Source organism: Paracoccus aerodenitrificans (assembly GCF_027913215.1).
Lineage (GTDB): Bacteria > Pseudomonadota > Alphaproteobacteria > Rhodobacterales > Rhodobacteraceae > Paracoccus > Paracoccus aerodenitrificans.
Map to the genome: position 1 here is coordinate 2,115,672 of NZ_CP115784.1, position 15,321 is coordinate 2,130,992.

Annotated in this window: 17 protein-coding genes; 11 read left to right on the forward strand and 6 right to left on the reverse strand. The window is 61.6% G+C overall.

Translation table 11 applies throughout. The features are described from left to right. Window positions 1-49: 49 nt before the first annotated feature. Complete coding sequence (gene pdxH / locus PAE61_RS11750) at window positions 50-694, reverse strand: pyridoxamine 5'-phosphate oxidase (protein ID WP_271112570.1); 645 nt, start codon at window positions 692-694, stop codon at window positions 50-52. 58 nt (window positions 695-752) lie between these two features. On the opposite strand from pdxH, the gene fabI reads away from it, so the two are divergent. The 4 genes from fabI to PAE61_RS11770 all read left to right on the forward strand — a co-directional run bounded on the left by fabI (window position 753) and on the right by PAE61_RS11770 (window position 3,790). Next, entirely contained in the window at window positions 753-1,589 is an 837-nt protein-coding gene (gene fabI / locus PAE61_RS11755; protein ID WP_271112571.1) for an enoyl-ACP reductase FabI, read from the forward strand. Next, the gene (locus PAE61_RS11760) at window positions 1,546-2,199 is read left to right on the forward strand and encodes a LysE family translocator (RefSeq protein WP_271112572.1); all 654 of its coding nucleotides are present in this window, start codon (window positions 1,546-1,548) and stop codon (window positions 2,197-2,199) included. The genes fabI and PAE61_RS11760 overlap by 44 nt, the downstream gene beginning before the upstream one ends. A gap of 10 nt (window positions 2,200-2,209) precedes the next feature. Next, complete coding sequence (gpt, locus tag PAE61_RS11765) at window positions 2,210-2,716, forward strand: xanthine phosphoribosyltransferase (RefSeq protein WP_271112573.1); 507 nt, start codon at window positions 2,210-2,212, stop codon at window positions 2,714-2,716. Between the two features lie 153 nt (window positions 2,717-2,869). Beyond that, a complete protein-coding gene (locus PAE61_RS11770; protein ID WP_271112574.1) occupies window positions 2,870-3,790 on the forward strand; it encodes a PRC-barrel domain-containing protein in 921 nt (306 codons plus the stop codon). Between the two features lie 71 nt (window positions 3,791-3,861). Here PAE61_RS11770 and PAE61_RS11775 read toward each other — a convergent pair whose 3' ends face one another. From PAE61_RS11775 to PAE61_RS11790, 4 genes are all read right to left on the reverse strand, one after another. Then, window positions 3,862-4,506: an SDR family NAD(P)-dependent oxidoreductase gene (locus PAE61_RS11775; RefSeq protein ID WP_271112575.1), complete on the reverse strand. Its 645-nt coding sequence runs from the start codon at window positions 4,504-4,506 to the stop codon at window positions 3,862-3,864. A 15-nt stretch (window positions 4,507-4,521) separates the two neighbouring features. Then, window positions 4,522-6,039 carry an anthranilate synthase component I gene (gene trpE, locus PAE61_RS11780; protein ID WP_271112576.1) on the reverse strand — a complete coding sequence of 506 codons (1,518 nt, stop codon included), beginning with the start codon at window positions 6,037-6,039 and terminating at the stop codon, window positions 4,522-4,524. Between the two features lie 2 nt (window positions 6,040-6,041). Continuing rightward, window positions 6,042-7,973: a peptidylprolyl isomerase gene (locus PAE61_RS11785; protein WP_271112577.1), complete on the reverse strand. Its 1,932-nt coding sequence runs from the start codon at window positions 7,971-7,973 to the stop codon at window positions 6,042-6,044. A gap of 144 nt (window positions 7,974-8,117) precedes the next feature. After that, entirely contained in the window at window positions 8,118-9,263 is a 1,146-nt protein-coding gene (locus tag PAE61_RS11790; RefSeq protein ID WP_271112578.1) for a hypothetical protein, read from the reverse strand. Between the two features lie 103 nt (window positions 9,264-9,366). Here PAE61_RS11790 and PAE61_RS11795 point away from each other — a divergent pair, with 103 nt between their 5' ends. From PAE61_RS11795 to PAE61_RS11805, 3 genes are read left to right on the forward strand one after another with little or no spacing between them, the layout of a single operon-like run. Continuing rightward, entirely contained in the window at window positions 9,367-9,957 is a 591-nt protein-coding gene (locus PAE61_RS11795; protein WP_271112579.1) for an anthranilate synthase component II, read from the forward strand. Further along, a complete protein-coding gene (trpD, locus tag PAE61_RS11800; protein WP_271112580.1) occupies window positions 9,954-10,967 on the forward strand; it encodes an anthranilate phosphoribosyltransferase in 1,014 nt (337 codons plus the stop codon). The genes PAE61_RS11795 and trpD overlap by 4 nt, the downstream gene beginning before the upstream one ends. Next, a complete protein-coding gene (locus PAE61_RS11805) occupies window positions 10,964-11,605 on the forward strand; it encodes a uracil-DNA glycosylase (protein WP_271112581.1) in 642 nt (213 codons plus the stop codon). The genes trpD and PAE61_RS11805 overlap by 4 nt, the downstream gene beginning before the upstream one ends. Window positions 11,606-11,612: 7 nt before the next feature. Here PAE61_RS11805 and PAE61_RS11810 read toward each other — a convergent pair whose 3' ends face one another. Next, window positions 11,613-12,206 carry a TetR/AcrR family transcriptional regulator gene (locus tag PAE61_RS11810; RefSeq protein WP_271112582.1) on the reverse strand — a complete coding sequence of 198 codons (594 nt, stop codon included), beginning with the start codon at window positions 12,204-12,206 and terminating at the stop codon, window positions 11,613-11,615. An 88-nt stretch (window positions 12,207-12,294) separates the two neighbouring features. On the opposite strand from PAE61_RS11810, the gene PAE61_RS11815 reads away from it, so the two are divergent. From PAE61_RS11815 to PAE61_RS11830, 4 genes are read left to right on the forward strand one after another with little or no spacing between them, the layout of a single operon-like run. Continuing rightward, the gene (locus PAE61_RS11815; protein WP_271112583.1) at window positions 12,295-12,792 is read left to right on the forward strand and encodes an anthrone oxygenase family protein; all 498 of its coding nucleotides are present in this window, start codon (window positions 12,295-12,297) and stop codon (window positions 12,790-12,792) included. Between the two features lie 51 nt (window positions 12,793-12,843). After that, entirely contained in the window at window positions 12,844-13,632 is a 789-nt protein-coding gene (gene trpC / locus PAE61_RS11820; RefSeq protein WP_271112584.1) for an indole-3-glycerol phosphate synthase TrpC, read from the forward strand. Then, window positions 13,629-14,099 carry a cyclic pyranopterin monophosphate synthase MoaC gene (moaC, locus tag PAE61_RS11825; RefSeq protein WP_271112585.1) on the forward strand — a complete coding sequence of 157 codons (471 nt, stop codon included), beginning with the start codon at window positions 13,629-13,631 and terminating at the stop codon, window positions 14,097-14,099. The genes trpC and moaC overlap by 4 nt, the downstream gene beginning before the upstream one ends. Continuing rightward, window positions 14,096-15,271, forward strand: a complete 1,176-nt coding sequence (locus PAE61_RS11830; protein WP_271112586.1) for a molybdopterin molybdotransferase MoeA — start codon at window positions 14,096-14,098, stop codon at window positions 15,269-15,271. Before moaC ends, PAE61_RS11830 begins: the two co-directional genes overlap by 4 nt. The last annotated feature ends 50 nt before the right edge of the window (window positions 15,272-15,321 follow it).

Genomic DNA, 15,321 nt, shown 5'->3' on the forward strand with positions numbered 1-15,321 from the left:
AAATTTATCGCAAGCCCATACATTTCAAGCATATAGGAATAGTAAACTCCTATGGTGCCAATCTTTGTACCTGCCAAAGCTGTTGTAAACCCTGTCGGGGCATTTCGCCACCCGCCGCTTTTGTCCAGCGAAAACGGTCATGCAAGCGAAACGCGCCATCTGCCCAGAATTCGATCTGCTGTGGGTTGATTCTGAAACCGCCCCAGAACGCGGGACGCGGCGGGTCCGCCCCCAGCCGGGCACCTTCTCGCGCGACGGCCATCATCAGCGCACGGCGCGAGGAAAGCGGCCTGCTTTGCTGTGACGCCCATGCTCCGATCCGGCTTTGCAGGGCGCGGCTTCGATAATATTCGTCCGCCTGCGCCCCATCTTCACGCGTGACCGTCCCGCGCACGCGGATCTGCCGACGCAGCGATTTCCAGTGCATGACAAAAGCGGCATTCCCCGTCTCGGCGATCTGCACGCCCTTGGCGCTTTCGTAGTTCGTATAAAAGACGAAGGCGCCCTGCCCGTCTCCGTAGGATTCGATGTCCTTAAGCAGCACCATGCGGACATCCGGCATGCCGTCCCGGTCAACTGTCGCAAGGGCGATTGCGTTCGGATCATTCGGCTCTGACTGTTCGGCTTCGGCCAGCCAGGACCTTGCAATGACGAAAGGATCCTCTCCCGCGAACAGGCCGTCTCGTGCGCTCATGCTTGATGCCCCCCGGGGTTTCGCCTAATCCTTCCCAAAAGGTAAGATGGAGAGGGGCATGTCAAGCAGCGAACGCGACGGGCTCATGGCAGGGCGGCGCGGTCTCATCATGGGACTGGCCAATGATAAATCCATAGCCTGGGGGATTGCGAAGGCGCTGTCCGACCAAGGCGCGGAACTGGCGCTGTCCTATCAGGGTGAGGCCATGAAGAAGCGGGCAGAGCCGCTGGCGGCACAGTTGGGATCGAACCTGTTATTCGATTGTGACGTCTCTGATGAACAATCTGTTGCGAATATGTTCGAAGCTATCGGCAAAAGCTGGAGCAAGATCGACTTCTTCGTCCACGCGATCGGCTATTCCGACAAGAGCCAGCTTCGCGGGCGCTATGTCGACACGACGCGCGACAATTTCCAGCAGACAATGGATATATCGGTGTTTTCCTTCACCATGGCCGCGCGTCACGCCGCAGCGATGATGAAGGAGGGCGGCAGCATGGTGACACTGACATATTACGGTGCCGAGCGGGTAATGCCGCATTACAACGTGATGGGGGTCGCCAAGGCAGCCCTGGAGGCATCTGTCCGCTATCTTGCCGAGGACCTCGGCAAGGACAGGATACGCGTCAACGCGATCAGCGCGGGCCCGATCAAGACGCTTGCAGCTTCGGGGATCGGCGACTTCAGGTATATTCTCAAATGGAACGAACTCAACTCGCCCCTGCGCCGTAATGTCACACAGGATGAAGTCGGAAAATCAGCGCTTTACCTTCTGTCCGACCTCGGCAGCGGCGTTACCGGAGAAACCCATCACGTCGATGCGGGCTATCACCTTGTCGGCATGAAGGCGGTCGATGCGCCAGATATCGACGCGGTCTCCGGCCGTAAGGAGAGCTGATCTGTCCTCAATTCAGCCCTATCTGGCGCTTGTCGGCCTGATTTCGATTGCGCTTCTTTCGCCCGGCCCCGCCATTATCGCGGCGATCCAGACCTCGTTTTCGAGAGGCCGGGAGGTCGCCCTGCCATTCGGGTTGGGGCTGGCCGTTGGCGCGTCGCTTTGGTGCCTGTTCGCTCTGGCCGGGCTGGCGCTGATCTTTCAGACCCATCCCGGCATTTACTATGCAGTGAAAATCCTCGGGGGGTTGTATATTCTCTGGGTGGCTTTTGGATTGTGGCGGGCCGCACGGGAGCCGCTTCCGGAGGCCGCAGAAAAACGCTTTGGCCGGGGATTCATCGGCGGGGTTCTTCTGAACCTGTCCAACCCCAAACCGGCGCTTTTCTATGCAACGCTGATCCTGCAACTTTTCCCCGGTCCGCTCAGCATCGCCAAACAGGCCACAATTTATGTGACCGCGCTGTCCACCGAATTATTCTGGTACGCGCTTGTCACGATTGCCATGTCGACAGCCGCCCCGAGGCGGCGCTATTTTGGCGCAAAATTCTGGATCGACCGGGCTGCGGCACTGGCATTGTTTGTGCTGGCGCTGCTGCTGATATTCGGAAACTGAGAGAGGGAATATGTCAGATTCGAACCTCCTGCCCCATGAAAAGGGATTTCATGTCAGCTGGGATCAGTTGCACCGGGACGCCCGCGCTCTTGCATGGCGGCTTGACGGGCGTGAGTGGCGTGCGGTCGTCGCCGTCACGCGCGGCGGCATGGTCCCCGCGATGATCGTTGCGCGTGAGCTTGATATCCGGACCATCGACACGATCTCGGTCCGTTCTTACCGGGGCGTCGGGACAGAGGCTGGACAGGGCGAACTTCAGCTTCTGAAACAGCCTGACTCAGAGTTGATGCAGGATGGAGACGGTATTCTTGTCGTCGATGACCTTGTCGATTCCGGCCGCACGCTGGAGCTGATCCGTGACATGTACCCCAAGGCGCATTTCGCGACTGTCTACGCCAAGCCTAAGGGCAAGCCGATCGTTCAAAGTTATGTAACCGAAGTCAGCCAGGACACCTGGATTTTCTTCCCTTGGGACATGGCGTTGCAATATGTCCGACCCTATCGGGGCGAGGACTGAGCGCAATCAGAACCGCCGAAGCGGCCCGGCAAACCGATCGGCGTAAAATTGCAATCATTAGTTAATCGTCGGAACCAGAGGCAGCGGCAGGGAATTATTACGGTGATGCGGATGTCTCATCCGTGCACGCATAGTTTTTTGAGGAGAGTACTCATGCGTAATATTCTTCTGACCACCGCTCTGGTGTTTCCGCTGTCCGGTTTCGCCTATGCGCAGACCGCTGAAACGACTGCAGATACAGCAGCCGAGGAAACCGCTCAGGCGGCTGACAACGCTGCCGATGCCGCAGGTGACGCCGCAAACAGCGCGGTCGACGCCGCTGGCGATGCCGCGAATGCAACTGCTGACGCTGCAAGCGATGCGGCTGATGCTGCGGGCGATGCAGCCAATGATGCGGTAGACGCCGCCGATGCAGCCGCCGACAACGCCGCAGAGGCTGCGGATGACGCCGTTACGACGGATGCCGAGGCTGACGCCACGATGGACGCCGAGGCTCCTGCTGACGGATCCATGAATGCTGGCGAAGCGGAAACCGGCATGGAAATGGAAGAAGCCGCTGACGCGGAAGCCGAAGCAGCGAATGCCGAGGCAGAGGCTGCCGAAGCTGAAGCCGCAGCACTCGAAGCCGAGATGGCAAGCAGTGACAAGATCGTTCGCGAGCAGGCCGGCAACGAATTGCGTCTGGACTGGATCACCGGCGCAAGCGTGACCTCGCCAGCGGGTGACAGCATCGGCTCGGTCAATGATCTGATCATTGACAGCGAAAACGGCACCATGATGGCGGCTATTATCGGTGTAGGCGGCTTTCTGGGAATTGGCGAAAAGCAGATCGCCGTTCCGTGGGATCAGCTGACCGTCAATTATGACGCGGAAGAGATCACCACCGAGCTGACTCAGGAAGAGGCTCAGGCGGCACCGGAATATGTCTTCCGTGACCGCGAAGGTGCCCCGGCACCCGCAGCCCCTGCTGATGGCAGCGTAGCGCCGGCAGATCCTGCTGCCGCACCTGCCGATCCCGCTGCGGCTCCGGCTGACCCTGCTGCGGCCCCTGCAGAACCCGCACCCGCCAACTAAGCGGATTACCTGTATGGCAAAGGGCGGCCACTGGCCGCCCTTTTCATGTTTCGCATCAAATTCAATGCGAGTCAGAATTCCAGTTTCTGGCCATCATAGGCCTCGAAACAACCTGAATTCGCCATATTCAACGTATCGAACCGCTGCACCAGTCCCGCCACGGATTGATCGACCGAGATATCGGCAGCCTCGCTGCCCATCTCGGTGCGGACCCATCCCGGATGATAAATGCCCACCGCAACGCCCTCAGTGCGCAGATCGACGGAAAGGTTCCGCCCCAGATTCAGGGCGGCGGCTTTCGAAGCGCGATAGGCCAGACTTCCGCCCGGAGCGCGTGAATCCGATCCCATCGCCGAGGAAATAATCGCGATTTTCCCCTGAGCGCGGCTTATCGCGGGCAGAAAGGCTTCAATCGACAGAAACACGCCGATGCAATTGACCGCGAAGCTGTCGCGCCACATCTGCGCATCATATCCACCTTCAAGCGCTGCGCCCTTATCCAGATAGACCCCCGCATTGCAGACCAGCAGATCGAGCCTGTCCAGATCAGCCGCCCCGGCAAAAGCGGCAACCGAAGCAGGATCGGTCACATCGCATTGATGCAGATCGCCACCCCCTGTCCGGCTTGTGCCGATCACCTCATCGCCCCGCGCCTCAAAGGCGGATTTCAACCCTTCGCCGATGCCACGGCTGGCACCTGTAATCACCACACGCATGGACGCTCTCCTGTGTTACGAGTTCCCGCCGCGAACGAAACGCGCCGCTTCCTCGGCTGCACGCTGCAATGCCCGCGCCTTGTTGACCGTTTCCTGAAACTCGGCCTCGGGGTCACTGTCATAGACGACGCCTCCGCCCGACTGGATATAAAGCTGCCCGTCCTTGACGACGCCGGTGCGTAGGGCAATGCACATATCCATCTCGCCATTGGCCGAGAAATATCCGACCGCACCGCCGTAAACGCCGCGTTTCTCGGGTTCCAGCTCATCGATGATTTCCATCGCGCGAACTTTCGGAGCCCCCGAAACCGTCCCCGCAGGCAAGCCAGCCAGCAAAGCGGAAAGCGCATCCTCGCCCTCGCGAAGCTCACCGACCACGTTCGAGACGATATGCATCACGTGGCTGTAGCGCTCGATAATGAATTTCTCGGTCGGGCGGACTGAGCCGATCTTCGCGACACGTCCGACATCGTTCCGCCCGAGATCAAGCAGCATCAGATGCTCGGCCAGCTCTTTCTCATCGCTTAGCAGATCGGCTTCGAAGGCCCGATCCTCAGCCTCATTTGACCCGCGCGGGCGTGTGCCGGCGATTGGCCGAATCGTGACCTCGCCATCGCGCAGCCGGACAAGAATTTCCGGGCTGGCACCGACGATCTGAAAACTGCCCTCGGCAGGTTCCAGATTGAGGAAGAACATGAAGGGAGAAGGGTTGGTGCGGCGCAAACTTCTGTACAGCGAGAATGGCGGCAGCGGGAAGTCCATCGCCCAACGCTGCGCCGGGACGACCTGAAAGATATCTCCGGCGCGGATATATTCCTTCGCGGTCTCAACCGCCGCCAGATAGGCCTCATGCGTGAAATTCGACCGCGGCGCACCGATTTCGTGGCTTTGCCCCATCTCGCGCGGTTCATGCGGCATTCGATCGAGGCTGCGCAGCGCCTCGGACAGACGCTCGGCAGCCTGCGCATAGGCCGCGCGGGCGGGAATGTCGGCGTCATACCAGACAGGCGCACAGAGGGTGACTTCGCCCTTTACCCCGTCCAGCACGGCAACGACGGAAGGGCGCGTCAGAATCGCATCCGGCACGTTGAGGGGATCGGGATTCACATTCGGAAGATGCTCGACCAGACGGATCATGTCATAACCCAGATAGCCGAACAGCCCCGCCGCAGCCGCAGGCACATCGCCGGGCATGTCGATCCGGCTTTCCGCAATCAGCGCCCGCAAGCTTTCAAGCGCGGGAAGATCCTCATCGGTGAAACTGTCTGAATACCGTGCCTCGCGATTGATCCGCGCATGTCCCGACCGGCATTCCCAGATCAGATCCGGCTTCATCCCGACCATCGAATAGCGCCCGCGCGTCTCTCCGCCGGTGACGCTTTCCAGAACGAAACTGTTTGGCGCGGCCTCTGCCAGCTTCAGCATCAGGCTGACCGGCGTGTCCAGATCCGCCGCCAGCCGCAATGTCAGAAGCTGATTGCGGCCTTCATCCCATCCCTGCCTGAAACTGTCGAATTCCGGTGTGATCTGCATGGTCAAAGCTGGGATTCGACGGCGGCAATGGCCGAGCGGTTCAGCGTCAGGCCATTCTGCGCCTGAATGGCACGGGCGTAGTAGTCGAACAGATCCGCCTGCAAAGACATCCCCAGCCTTTCGTTGATTGAAGCCATGATATCGGCAGCCTCCTGCGATTCGAGATCGGCGGGAATGACCCGGTCCACGCGGATCAGCGCGACACGGTTCCCATCCTCCATGATTTCGGTTTCGCCTTCCTCCAGCGCGAAAGCCTCTTCAACCAGAGAGGGCGGTGCGTTTTCCAGCCAGCCATCGCGGAAAAGTCCGGTTTCGCGGTTCCATTCCGGCAGGATCGTCGCAGCCGGATCGTCCGAGCCACCGGCCGCCGATGCACCGGCAGTACCGCCTGCTTGCGGGGTATTCGCAGCGGATGTAATCTCCGGGATGGTTTCAGACACCGCCTTCAGCTTCATCTGCTCTGCCAGAGCGACAAGCTGGCGCCGCGCCTCGGCCTCGGCCCAGTTCTCTGCAACCTCATCGCGGACCTCTTCGAAAGGCATCAGCGCGGGCGGCACGATTTCATCCAGACGCAGCGCGAAAACCCCGCCATCATCCAGTTCGAGCAATTCGGGATAGTCGTTTTCGCTGACCGAGGCAGCCTGCTGACGGAACGCGGTATAGCCGCCGATCTCGCCCGGAACCGGCTCGTTTTCATTCGTCCAGTCGATCTGGCCAAGCTGCATATCGGTTTCCTCGGCCACCTGCTCCAGCGTCGAGCCGCCTGCCAGAAGATCCTCAATGCCCGAGGATTGCTCTTCGATCAGGCGACGTGCGCGATCCGCTGCGGCTTCGGCACGCAGATCGGGCAGAGCCTCCTCAAAGCTGACACTGATTGGGTCGAGCATCGCGTTTACCGAAAACAGGGCCGGACCCAGATCTGTCTCTACCGGCCCGACCACGCCGTTTTCCTCGGGCGCGAAAACCGCCTCGCCCGCCGCGCCAAGCTGCTGCTGCGACTGTTCGCCCAGATCGGTATCAGCAAGGCTGAGACCGCGTTCTTGCGCGATCTGTTCGAAATCGGCCTCTCCGGAATCGATCCGCGCCTTTGCGGCGGCAGCGGCCTCGGTGCTTTCGAAGACCAGACGGCCCACCAGACGCCGGGCGGGCTGGTTATATTCCGCGGCGCGGTCCTCATAGACCTCACGCAATGCGGCCTCGTCCAGTTCGACCGTTTCCGCCAGCATTTCGGGCGTCAGCCACAGATAAGAGATCTTGCGGACCTCCGGCGCGGTGAAACGGTCGGCATTCGCCTGATGCCAGGCCTGAAGCGTCGCCTCATCCGGCACGGCGACCGGGGCGGACAGATCCTCGGCGGTCAGTTCGATCCAGGAAATATCGCGCTGCTCAAGCACCCATGCGGCGCTTTGCTGAACCTGTTCTTCCGGTGTGCGCACACCGCCAATGACCGCATCCTGAAGGATCAGCCGCGCCTGATCGTCGCGCACATCGCTTTCGAATTCCTGCTCGCTCAGCCCCTCGCGGCGCAGCAATTCGCTGTAGGTCGCCCGGCTGAACCCGCCCGGCCCCTGAAATGCCGGAGCCGAGGTAATCGCCTCGGCCACAGTGCGGTCGCCGACCGAAACCCCGGCCTTGCGAGCTTCTTCGGCAAGTGCAGCGGCGGTAAAAAGCTGCGCCTGAACGGATTGGGGAAGCCCGAAGGCCCGCGCCTCTTCCAGCGTCATGCGCTGCCCTGTCTGGCGGGTGATATTGTTCATCTCATTCCCGAGGACGCGCATATAGGTCTGCGCATCGACTTCGGTTTCACCGACCGAGCCGATTTCCGTCGTGCCTCCGGTGAAATTCGTGACGCCGAAGCCGCCGAGGCCAAGCAGAAGCAACCCCATCAATATCCAGACAATCGTGGATTTGCCCTTGGTCCGCAGGTTGCTCATGCGCTTTTTCCTTATATTCGTCGCTGCGTTTTAGGGTGCCGGAACATCCGCTTCAAGTGCGGCTGTCGTGACGAAAGCTTGAGAGGCCCCGAAGCATCGCTGCTGTCTGGTCCGGGAAAGCCGTTTTGGCAATGTCGGCCATGCTCATGGGCCGGCTGGCATCGGGACGGAGGGAATGCTGAGATCGGGCTGCCCGCCGGGCGATGCCTGCTGCCCGCTCACGGAAGGAACCTCGCCCGATCCGGAAGTATCCGGGCGCGATCCGGTTGCTGCGCCTTCCTCGGCTTGCGGTGACGCTGTCGCAATCTCGGCAGTATCGTCATCTGGCAATACGCTTTCGCTCACCTCAACCGTTGCAGGCGGGGGCGGTACGGCCTCGCGCTGCGGATCGGGTGATGCAAGCGGCGGGACAGGTGATCGCGTCGTTGCATCCGCTTCCGCTGAGGGATCGGGGTCCGTATCCATGCTGACCGGAGCGGGGACGGATGCCGGATCCTGCAAGGCATCGGGTTGGCCGGAAACGGATGCGCCTTGAGGGACATCCGCCGGTTCCGGCGCTTCGGGAGCGGCGGCCCGGACAAAACCAGAGATATCGGGACTTGTGTCTTCGGCAGGAATATTGGCTTCAAGCCGCGTCGCCGGTGCCTCAGGCGCGTTTCGCGAGGCGTCGTTGGGCCCTTCATCCTGCGCCGGAGCCGCAACCTGTTCCGGCAGCGAAACCGTGACCGGACGCAACGCATCAGGGGATGGCCGCTGCACCGATATCGCTTGCCCGGACTCCTGCTGAGGAGGCCGGGTCAGATCAATCGCCTCTGGCCGGTTGACAGGGACGGTTACCGGGCGGGGCAAGCTCTCCGCGACCGGGATTTCGGGCGCGGCGGCGGCGTCGGACACGCCCGGAGCGCTCGCCTCGCCCGGTATGCTTGGCGGCAGATCCTCGCTTCGCGCGAACTCCGATCCGACCGGGGGGCCCATTCGGGTTTCCGGCGAGGTGTCGGCAGCGGCAGGCTGAGGCTCATCTGCCGGAAGCGACGCAGTTTCGGTGTCTTCCTGCACAATCTCCGGGGCATCAGGAACAACCGCCGCGCCGGATTCTGAAGCATCGGACGCCCCGCCACCCGTCTCAGCAGACCCGGAATCGACAGCAGCGACGGTTTCATCGCCAGCCATTCCGTCGGCCTCGGGCTGGCCACGCTCGACCGGCAGAGCCAGCGAAAGCGCCCCGAGGGCCGCGACGCCGATCAGCGCCCCATGCAGTGCACCCCGCCCGAATCCGTCCGATCTTGCCATTCCTGCCCCATTTCCTTCGCCGGGCGGCTTGCCCCTTCCGGCCATTTCGCACATCTATAAGGCCTGATCCCGCCGGGTTCACCCTATTTCACGATGGAATGACATGATCCTGCTCATCGATAATTACGACAGCTTTACCTGGAACCTCGTCCATTATCTCGGCGAAGAAGGGGCCAGTGTTGAGGTCTGGCGCAATGATGCACTGTCGGTCGAGGAGGCTTTGCAGATGAAGCCTGACGGGATCGTGATCTCTCCGGGGCCATGCGATCCGGCTCAGGCGGGCATTTGTGTGCCGCTGATCCGCGCGGTGGCAGAGCGCGGCGACCTGCCTCTGTTCGGCGTGTGCCTGGGTCATCAGGCCATCGGCGAGGCCTTTGGCGGCCGCGTGGTTCGCGCCGACCGGATCATGCATGGCAAGGTCGATGAGGTCAGCCATAACGGCACAGGCATTTTCGCCGGGCTGCCATCGCCGCTGAAAGCGACGCGCTATCACTCGCTGACCGTCGCGCCCGACTCAATGCCCAACGCGCTGAGCGTGACCGCGCGGACCGGAGACGGCACGATCATGGGGTTGATCCATAACGATCTTCCCATTGAAGGTGTGCAGTTCCATCCCGAATCCATCGCCTCGGAACACGGCCACGCGATGATCCGCAATTTCCTGCAACGCTGCAAAACGACTGAGGCCGCATGACGACAGATATCAGACCTCTGATCGGCCTCGCCGCCGAGCGTCCCCTGACCCAAGGAGAGGCCGACGCAGCTTTCGCCGCGCTTTTCGAGGGGGCCGCAACCCCGGCCCAGATCGGCGGGCTTCTGATGGCGATGCGGGTCCGGGGCGAGACGGTCGATGAAATGGCCGCCGCAACCGGCGCGATGCGGGCAAGGATGCATCGGCTGAATGCCCCCGATGATGCGATGGATATTGTCGGCACGGGCGGAGACGGGCGGAAAACACTGAATATCTCGACCGCCGCGGCGCTTGTCGTTGCGGGTGCAGGTGTGCCGGTCGCCAAGCATGGCAACAAGGCGCTGTCCTCGAAATCCGGCTCTGCGGATGTGCTGTCAGAGCTGGGGGTCGACAGCATGGCAGCGCCCGAAAAATCGCAGTCGGCGCTGGATCAGGCCGGGCTATGCTTCATGATGGCGACGGTTCATCATCCGGCCATGCGTCATGTCGGACCGACCCGGGCCGAGCTTGGGACGCGGACCATCTTCAACCTGCTGGGACCGATGACCAATCCCGCCGGAGTCAAACGACAGCTTACCGGCACATTCGACGCGAAATGGTGCCGTCCGATGGCAGCCACATTGCGCGAGATGGGGTCCGAGCATGTCTGGCTCATTCACGGCAGCGACGGCACGGATGAGCTGGCAATTTCCGGCGGAAGCTTCGTTGTCGAGATGAAAGACGGCGATATCCGCGAATTCACCGTCACGCCCGAGAATGCGGGCCTGCAGCGCCATGATTTCGCAGAGATCGTCGGCGGAGACGCCGCGCATAATGCCCGCGCCGTGCGGGAATTGCTAGACGGTGCGCATAACGGCTATCGCGATGCGGTGCTGCTGAATGCGGGTGCTGCGCTTCTGGTCGCCGGTCGGGTTTCGAATCTCAGGGACGGCGCGGTTCTGGCCGCCGAAAGCATCGATTCCGGTGCCGCGAAGGCCAGACTGGCCGCGCTTGCTGCGATCGTTCCCGCGTGACGCCGCCAGACGCCTGGGCCGATCTGCCCTTCTTCAGAAGCGACTGGCCGGCGATCCGCGACAGGCTGGCCGGAACCGCATTCCTGCCCGGTCCCGAGGCGATCTTTCGCGCATTCGAACTGGTCGCGCCGGCTGATGTCCGGGTGGTCATTCTGGGTCAGGACCCCTATCCGACGCCAGGCCATGCGGACGGGCTGGCTTTCTCGGTCACGCCGCAAACCGCCCTGCCCCGAAGCCTGAACAATATTTTCAAAGAGATGCAGGACGATGTTAATGTCGTTCCCGCCAGCGGAGACCTGTCGCATTGGGCCGGACAAGGCGTGTTGCTGCTGAATACTTCGTTATCCGTGCTTCCGGGTCAGGCGGGATGTCATGCGAAATGGGGATGGGATCGGCTGGCGCGTCAGGCCGTGGCCGAAGCGCAGCTTCACGGGCCTTTGGCATTCATTCTCTGGGGCAATCATGCGCAGAAAGCTTTGGCGGGGCTGCCGCGCGAGGATGATCTGGTGATTGCAACCGCGCATCCCTCGCCACTTTCGGCAAGACGCGGCTTCTTCGGCTCGCGCCCGTTTTCGCAGGTCAATGACTGGCTGACCCGGCGCGGAGAACCGCAGATCGACTGGTCGGGCGAAGGCTGATCCCGGCTCAGGCCGCGTCGAGCAGCACGCGGAAACTTCGCAATGCCTCGGCGCAACGGGCGGCGATCTGTTCATCGGACGGCTCTGCCATGCCTCCAATCGCGCGGCGGATCTGCCAGTCGCCGATCAGCAGATTGACATACCAGCCCGCCGCCTCACTTGCCGAGCAGGTTTTCCCGGCGCTGATCCTCTCCATCAACCGTGAAATCAGCGGCATGACCGTGCCGCGCCCACCCGCCGAAATCGCCGCCCCAAGCCTGCCGGTGGAATCCGCCGCAGCAGCCCGGTTCAGCAACACCGCATGTTCCCCGAGAAGCATCTTCAGAAGAACCGGAGCCAGTTCGCTTAACGCTTCGAAAGGGTCGGTCGCATCTGATATCGCGACCTCAAGCATATCGCGGATATTGGCGGCATTATCCTGAACCATCTGAAGAAACAGCCCGTCCTTGTCGCCATACCAGCGATAAAGAGTCTCATTCGACGCTCGGGCCGCTTTCGCAATCCGCAGCATCGAGCTGCCGCCATAGCCGTGCTCGGCCAGCGAAACATAGGCCGATGCCGCGATTGCTTCATGCCGTTTCTGCCGATTTTCTTCTTTCATCCGTATCCCGCATGCCGATTGACATAAAACGAACACATCTATACGCCAAAGTAAATACGTACATATAAATACGCTTACGGAGAGCATCATGCGACTGACAACCATCACCGTGATTTTTCTGGCGCTGTTGCTGAATGCAGCAGTTTTCGGTTTCTTCTATGCTTGGGTGTGTTCGACCATGTGGGGGTTGGACCGGGCTGACCCGCGCACCGCCATCGCAGCCATGCAGGCAATGAACGCATCGGTCAGGAATATCGTCTTTTTCCCCGCCTTTTTCCTGACTCCGGTCGCGCTTGCCGCCGCCGCCATATTGCTGCGCAGCCAGAACGGGCCATCCGTCGCGTTCGGCATCGCGGCGGCGGTCTATCTGTTCGGCGGGCTGATCCTGACCATGACCGTCAATGTACCGATGAATGAGGCTTTAGCCGTAATCACCCCACCGCAGGACATGGAGGAAGCCGAAAAGATCTGGCGCGATTATTCCCGGCCCTGGCAGCTCTGGAACCAGCTTCGCACGGTATTTTCCGGCCTGTCCTTCCTGATCGCGCTTTACGGTGTCTGGCTGATCGACCGCGCAAGGCTCTGATCGCCCAACCGGGGCTTTCCTTGCCGCAGAGCCGGGATTAAGATCTTGCGCATGGATATTCTGGACAAGATCAAAACCTATAAGCTGGAGGAGATCGCCGCGGCAAAAGCCGCCCGCCCCCTCTCCGGGATCGAAGCAGAAGCCCGCGCGGCCGATCCGCCGCGCGGCTTTGCCCAGGCTTTGCGCGAGAAAGCGCGGACGGGCTATGCGCTGATTGCCGAAATCAAGAAGGCCAGCCCGTCCAAAGGGCTGATCCGTGAGGATTTCGATCCCCCCGCGCTTGCCCGCGCCTATCAGGCGGGCGGGGCGGCCTGCCTGTCTGTGCTGACGGACACGCCCTCTTTTCAGGGTGCGCCGGAGTTCCTGTCAGCCGCCCGCGCCGCCGTGGATCTTCCCGTGCTGCGCAAGGATTTCCTCTATGACACATATCAGGTCGCCGAAGCCCGAAGCTGGGGCGCGGATGCCATCCTGATCATCATGGCCTCGGTCAGCGATACTCTGGCAGCCGAGCTTGAGGACGCCGCCGCGCATTGGGGCATGGACGCGCTGATCGAGGTGCATGACGGCGAAGAACTCGACCGTGCATTGCGGCTGAAATCGCCCCTGATCGGCGTGAATAACAGGAATCTCAAGACGTTTGAGCTTGATCTCTCTGTAACTGAAACGCTTGCAGCCGGACTGCCCGGTGACAGGGATCTGGTGTGCGAAAGCGGTCTGTTCGAAAAAGCCGATCTGGACCGGATGGCACAGGCCGGAGCGCGGCGTTTTCTGGTCGGCGAAAGCCTGATGCGGCAGCCGGACGTCACTGCCGCGACACGCAGCCTGCTTGGTGCGGCATGAGCCTGACGCATTTCGACAGCCAGGGTCAGGCGCATATGGTGGATGTCTCGGGCAAGCCCGCGACCGCCAGAGAGGCCGTCGCTGAGGGCTGTGTCATCATGGCACCGGAAACGCTGAAACTGGTCCGGGACGGGGCAGCCAAGGGCGATGTGTTGGGCGTCGCCCGGCTTGCGGGCATCATGGGCGCGAAACGCACCTCCGATCTGATCCCCCTCTGCCATCCGCTGCCGGTGACAAAAGTTGCGCTTGATCTGGTCCCCGACGATAACCTGCCCGGTATCCGCGTGACCGCAACCGTCCGCACCTCCGGTCAGACCGGAGTCGAGATGGAGGCGCTGACAGCGGTCTCGACGGCCTGCCTGACAGTTTACGACATGCTCAAGGCGGCCGAAAAGGCGATGCGCATCGAAAGTATCCGGCTCCTGCGGAAATCGGGCGGTAAATCAGGCGATTACGAGGCAAAATGATCACGGTTGACGAGGCTCTGACACGAGTTCTGGCACTGGCGCACCCTGTCCGGTCAGAGCGCGTGCCTCTGACCGAAGCTCTGGGCCGCGTATTGGCCGAGCCTGTGCAGGCACAGCTTACCCAGCCCCCTTTCGACACAGCCGCGATGGATGGCTATGCGCTGAGACAGACCGACCGCAATGATCCTCTGGAAGTCATCGGCGAAGCCGCCGCAGGGAGGCCTTGGAAAGGCGAGGCAAGTCCCGGAACGGCAATCCGGATTTTCACCGGCGCACCCGTCCCCGCGGGCTATGACATGGTCGCCATGCAGGAGGATGTCACGCGGGACGGCCCGATCATCCGCGTCGGCGCAGAGGCCGGGAAAACCCATATCCGGCTGAAAGGCGCGGATTTCACGGCCGGGACCGGCTTCGATCCGCACCGGCCATTGACCCCTCGCGATATCGGGCTGATCGCGGCTATGAACGTGGCAGAACTGACGATCGCCCGGCGGCCCAAAGTCGCCATCATCGCCGGAGGGGATGAGCTTGTTCCTCCCGGATCGCTGCCCGGCCCCGGTCAGATCATCTGCTCGAACGATATCGCCATTGCAGGCATCGCCCGGCTGGCAGGCGCAGAGGCTGAATGCCTGCCGATTGCACAGGACACGCTGGAAAGCCTTCGCGACAGGTTCCGCCGCGCCGCCGATGCGGATCTGATTGTCACGATCGGAGGCGCTTCGGTCGGGGATCACGATCTGATCGGGAAACTCACCGAAGAGCTGGGGATGGAGCGTGCGTTCTATAAGGTCGCGATGCGTCCGGGAAAGCCGCTGATCGCGGGAAGAATCGGTGGTTCCGCGATGATCGGGCTGCCCGGAAATCCTGTCTCCTCAATCGTCTGCGCTGAAATCTTCATGCGGCCCTTGCTAAGGAAAATGCAGGGCCTGCCCCCGGAAAACCCCGTCCGGTCGGGTCGTCTGGGAACGGATCTTCCGGCGGAGGGCGACCGCCAGCATTATCTGCGTGCCCACCTGACGCAACAGGATGGTGAGACCGTCGTGACACCTGTCAACGATCAGGATTCAGCCCGGCTTGGCTTGCTTGCCCATGCAGACGCATTGCTGATCCGGCCAGCCTGCGATCCTGCCAGCAAAACAGGCGATAAAATCCAGTTTCTGGCCCTTGGTTAATCATATTTTTACCTTCACCGTTGCAAAGAGTTGACGGATTCTGGGTTTCA

What these genes read in the sequence shown, in the direction of transcription:
- pdxH (WP_271112570.1), bottom strand. Translation starts at nt 694, where the DNA reads ATGAGCGCACGAGACGGCCTGTTCGCGGGAGAGGATCCTTTCGTCATT.
- fabI (WP_271112571.1), top strand. Translation starts at nt 753, where the DNA reads ATGTCAAGCAGCGAACGCGACGGGCTCATGGCAGGGCGGCGCGGTCTC.
- PAE61_RS11760 (WP_271112572.1), top strand. Translation starts at nt 1,546, where the DNA reads ATGCGCCAGATATCGACGCGGTCTCCGGCCGTAAGGAGAGCTGATCTG.
- gpt (WP_271112573.1), top strand. Translation starts at nt 2,210, where the DNA reads ATGTCAGATTCGAACCTCCTGCCCCATGAAAAGGGATTTCATGTCAGC.
- PAE61_RS11770 (WP_271112574.1), top strand. Translation starts at nt 2,870, where the DNA reads ATGCGTAATATTCTTCTGACCACCGCTCTGGTGTTTCCGCTGTCCGGT.
- PAE61_RS11775 (WP_271112575.1), bottom strand. Translation starts at nt 4,506, where the DNA reads ATGCGTGTGGTGATTACAGGTGCCAGCCGTGGCATCGGCGAAGGGTTG.
- trpE (WP_271112576.1), bottom strand. Translation starts at nt 6,039, where the DNA reads ATGCAGATCACACCGGAATTCGACAGTTTCAGGCAGGGATGGGATGAA.
- PAE61_RS11785 (WP_271112577.1), bottom strand. Translation starts at nt 7,973, where the DNA reads ATGAGCAACCTGCGGACCAAGGGCAAATCCACGATTGTCTGGATATTG.
- PAE61_RS11790 (WP_271112578.1), bottom strand. Translation starts at nt 9,263, where the DNA reads ATGGCAAGATCGGACGGATTCGGGCGGGGTGCACTGCATGGGGCGCTG.
- PAE61_RS11795 (WP_271112579.1), top strand. Translation starts at nt 9,367, where the DNA reads ATGATCCTGCTCATCGATAATTACGACAGCTTTACCTGGAACCTCGTC.
- trpD (WP_271112580.1), top strand. Translation starts at nt 9,954, where the DNA reads ATGACGACAGATATCAGACCTCTGATCGGCCTCGCCGCCGAGCGTCCC.
- PAE61_RS11810 (WP_271112582.1), bottom strand. Translation starts at nt 12,206, where the DNA reads ATGAAAGAAGAAAATCGGCAGAAACGGCATGAAGCAATCGCGGCATCG.
- PAE61_RS11815 (WP_271112583.1), top strand. Translation starts at nt 12,295, where the DNA reads ATGCGACTGACAACCATCACCGTGATTTTTCTGGCGCTGTTGCTGAAT.
- trpC (WP_271112584.1), top strand. Translation starts at nt 12,844, where the DNA reads ATGGATATTCTGGACAAGATCAAAACCTATAAGCTGGAGGAGATCGCC.
- moaC (WP_271112585.1), top strand. Translation starts at nt 13,629, where the DNA reads ATGAGCCTGACGCATTTCGACAGCCAGGGTCAGGCGCATATGGTGGAT.
- PAE61_RS11830 (WP_271112586.1), top strand. Translation starts at nt 14,096, where the DNA reads ATGATCACGGTTGACGAGGCTCTGACACGAGTTCTGGCACTGGCGCAC.